Source organism: Methyloterricola oryzae (assembly GCF_000934725.1).
In the GTDB taxonomy this organism is placed as follows: domain Bacteria; phylum Pseudomonadota; class Gammaproteobacteria; order Methylococcales; family Methylococcaceae; genus Methyloterricola; species Methyloterricola oryzae.
The window spans coordinates 1-3,109 of the sequence record NZ_JYNS01000058.1 but is presented as its reverse complement, the minus strand read 5'-3'; the positions used below and the strand labels follow the sequence as shown (position 1 = coordinate 3,109).

Sequence of the window (3,109 nt, the reverse complement as noted above, 5' to 3'; positions counted from 1 at the left end):
GGTGTGGAACCAGAAAGTCGGTCAGTTGAATCTGATCTGACAACCCAGCGCACCCAAAACGGGTAACTGTCAGATCAGGTCGCGACTTCTACAATTCAATCAATTGTTAGGCGTCACATGGGAACTTCGGCGCGATATGCCAACGTGGTCAGTCTGCTCGCTTTGCTGCTGTCTGCCTGCGCCAGCACGGAAGTCACGCTTTCGCCGTCACCTCAAGCGCAAGTTTGCGACCATTCAGCGACAGCACTTGTTCTTTGGGCGCCGCAGTGGCGGCCAGATCAGAAGGATGTTGCAGCGCGTGAAGAAGCCGCAGCGTCTGGTCTCAGTAGTTTCTTTGCGGGCTCCGGCTGCTTCGCTCGCGCAGAGCTTCGCCGTGTGAGCAATCTCAGCCCTTCAACCGTCAATGCGGAACTCGGTTCGTCCAACAGCCAGTTCAACACTGTGGTCACGATCGCTGTTCGCGAACTCGGGCCTGTGGTCAAGTTGCTGTCTTCGGCATCGCTCGTCGAGGGAGGCACTGAGGTTGTTCTCCAGGTCACTTCCCGTCAGTTGCAATCAGCCAACCAAGCGAGTGAGTTCACAGTCCAATGGCGCCATGGCGGCCCAGGCGTTGTCAAAGGCGTAGCCAGTCTGCCCAGCGACATAAGCGCAGCCTTGCGCTCTGGCTTGCGGCCTGCCTCCGCAACGCAGTGACGTCTAACCCTTCGCTCGAGGCGACTCACAACGGCTTGGTGCCAGAGCGGCCAACCCGCTAAGCTCATCATCGGGCTAGCCGCCCTGGCACCAAGCCGTCGCGGTCGCCCTCAGCTCAAACGTTAGGCGTCTAGTTAAACTCACACACAGCCTCTAATGAAACAATCTCTCGGTCTTGTATCCCTCGTCGTCCGCGATTACGACGAAGCTCTCGCATTCTTTATTGGCACGCTTGGCTTTCGGCTTGTCGAAGACACTTTCGTTCCAGAGCAATCCAAGCGCTGGGTCGTCGTATCCCCGCCAGGCGCGAGCGAATCACAACTGCTTCTTGCTCGGGCATCAACCCCCGAACAGGAGTCGCATATTGGTGGTCAAACCGGCGGTCGCGTATTTCTATTTCTCTACACGGATGACTTCTGGCGTGATTACGAGTCATATAGAGCCAAAGGAGTCGTATTTGTCCGAGAGCCGAAAGAGGAGCCATATGGCACGGTGGCGGTATTCCTGGATCTCTACGGCAACATGTGGGATCTGCTTCAGCCCACACAGTCGCATATCTGACTTCGCAGTAGCGGCGCCTAACAATTCATTCAAGCCGAAGCTGCTTCGCGGATCGGCTTAATTCGGGCTTTGGGCATCGAACTCACGGACATAACCATGAAACTTTCAGCTCGTGTTCTGTGCAGCCTCACAATCGCACTAGCGATGTGTTCTTCGTGCTCCGTTGTTCTCGCAGACCAACAGCTTCAGTGGCCAGCCAAGACATACTATCGATATCTGGAGGTTGAGGGTAACAGGATTTTCTACCGGGAAGCGGGAGATCGCAGGAACCCCACCATCGTCCTGCTGCATGGGTTCCCCTCGTCTTCGCACACTTATAGGGAATTGATACCGCTGCTATCCGGCTCTTTCCACATCATTGCACCGGACTACCTCGGATCTGGCTACAGCGACCATCCGAGCCCTGAGCATACGAGGTATACCTTTGATCTCCTCGCAAAACACGTTCTCGGTTTGCTTCGCACGCTGAAGATTAACAAATATGCCATCTACATTCAGGATTTTGGAGCACCGGTCGGCTATCGGGTGATGCTGCAATCTCCGGATTCGCTGCAGGCACTAATCGTTCAGAACGCGAATGCCTATCTTGATGGTTTGACGGATGCAAGACGCGAGTTCTTCAAGGCAGCCCATCAGGATCGTTCACCGAAACAGGTGGCATTACTCTTTGAGTTCGTGAGCCGGGAAGCCATCATCAACCGACAATACCTGCGAGATGTCAAAGGCAAGGAAGACATTGTCAGTCCGGATAGCTGGACGCACGATCTTGCGTTTCTCGCCACGGAAGCTGATAAGCGAATTCAGGTTCAACTGTTTCAGGACTACTACAACAACCTTCTCGCATACCCAAAATGGCAGGTGTTCCTACGCGAACGGCGCCCGCCAACATTGATTGTTTGGGGGAAAAATGATCCGGCATTCGTCGCCGCGGGTGCAACGGCCTATCTTAGAGATGTTCCGGGCGCGGAACTGCACTTGCTTGATGCGGGCCATTTTGCGGTTGAAGAGAAGCCCATAGAGGTCGCTCAGCACGTTCTTCGCTTTCTAAGCAAAGTATTTGCGAGTAGCGAAGGTGGGGCCCGACAACAGCATGCAACGGACGGCGCTACGCGCCGCCGCTGATGCTGAGCGTTGAAGTCGTAAAGCGAGCATATGCCGAGCGTCAGCTCTTAACAGATCTACCGATTTAGAATTCGAAGAAAGCTGCCATTGGTGAACGGCCGGTTTGGAGCCAAGCGAATGACCGTTTAGGCCGAAGGTACGGCTGGCGTTAATGATCGGCGACTGACCGGTGTCTGTGGCTTTGCCGAATTTGGAATGGCTGCTCCATTGATTTAGCCGGTTTGCCAGCGACCAACCGGAGCCGGTCGCTGGCGGGAATTGGATTAAACCTCCGTCTGTTCGGAAATTTCCAGGGCGTCATCGACCTCGATGCCGAGATATCTGACGGTACTTTCAAGTTTCGAGTGGCCAAGTAGCAATTGCACGGCCCTGAGGTTCTTGGTTTTCCGGTAGATCAAGGTCGCCTTGGTTCGACGCATCGTGTGGGTCCCGTATGCGGCTGGGTCCAAACCGATGGACTTGACCAAGCCCTCTACGATACGTGCATATTGCCGGGTCGATAGGTGCGGTGAATCATGCAGACGGCTTGGAAAAAGGAACTGGTCCGCCTTCAGTCGGCACTTCTCGATCCAAGACTTCAGAGCATCGCGGGTCTGCTCGGTGATTTCGAACTGGACTGGACGGTGAGTCCTCTGTTGCATGATGTGTAGAAGTTCAGACTTGATCTGACAGAGTTCCTTGCCGCGAGGTGGGGTTACCCGTTTTGATAGAGGTGCGAAGCTTCATCGAAACG

The 3,109-nt window shown here is 54.7% G+C and carries 3 protein-coding genes; 2 read left to right on the top strand and 1 reads right to left on the bottom strand.

Annotated elements, in window-relative coordinates; genetic code table 11:
- The first annotated feature begins 849 nt into the window (after positions 1-849).
- Both EK23_RS21175 and EK23_RS21170 read left to right on the top strand, forming a co-directional pair.
- Positions 850-1,254 (top strand): VOC family protein, encoded by a 405-nt coding sequence (locus EK23_RS21175; RefSeq protein WP_045227388.1) that lies wholly within the window; start codon positions 850-852, stop codon positions 1,252-1,254.
- Positions 1,255-1,350: 96 nt separating this feature from the next.
- On the top strand, positions 1,351-2,376 hold the full coding sequence (locus tag EK23_RS21170; RefSeq protein ID WP_082054415.1) for an alpha/beta fold hydrolase: 1,026 nt from the start codon (positions 1,351-1,353) through the stop codon (positions 2,374-2,376).
- A gap of 263 nt (positions 2,377-2,639) precedes the next feature.
- On the opposite strand, the gene EK23_RS21165 is transcribed toward EK23_RS21170, so the two are convergent.
- Positions 2,640-3,041: a tyrosine-type recombinase/integrase gene (locus EK23_RS21165; protein WP_327037081.1), complete on the bottom strand. Its 402-nt coding sequence runs from the start codon at positions 3,039-3,041 to the stop codon at positions 2,640-2,642.
- Positions 3,042-3,109: the final 68 nt, after the last annotated feature.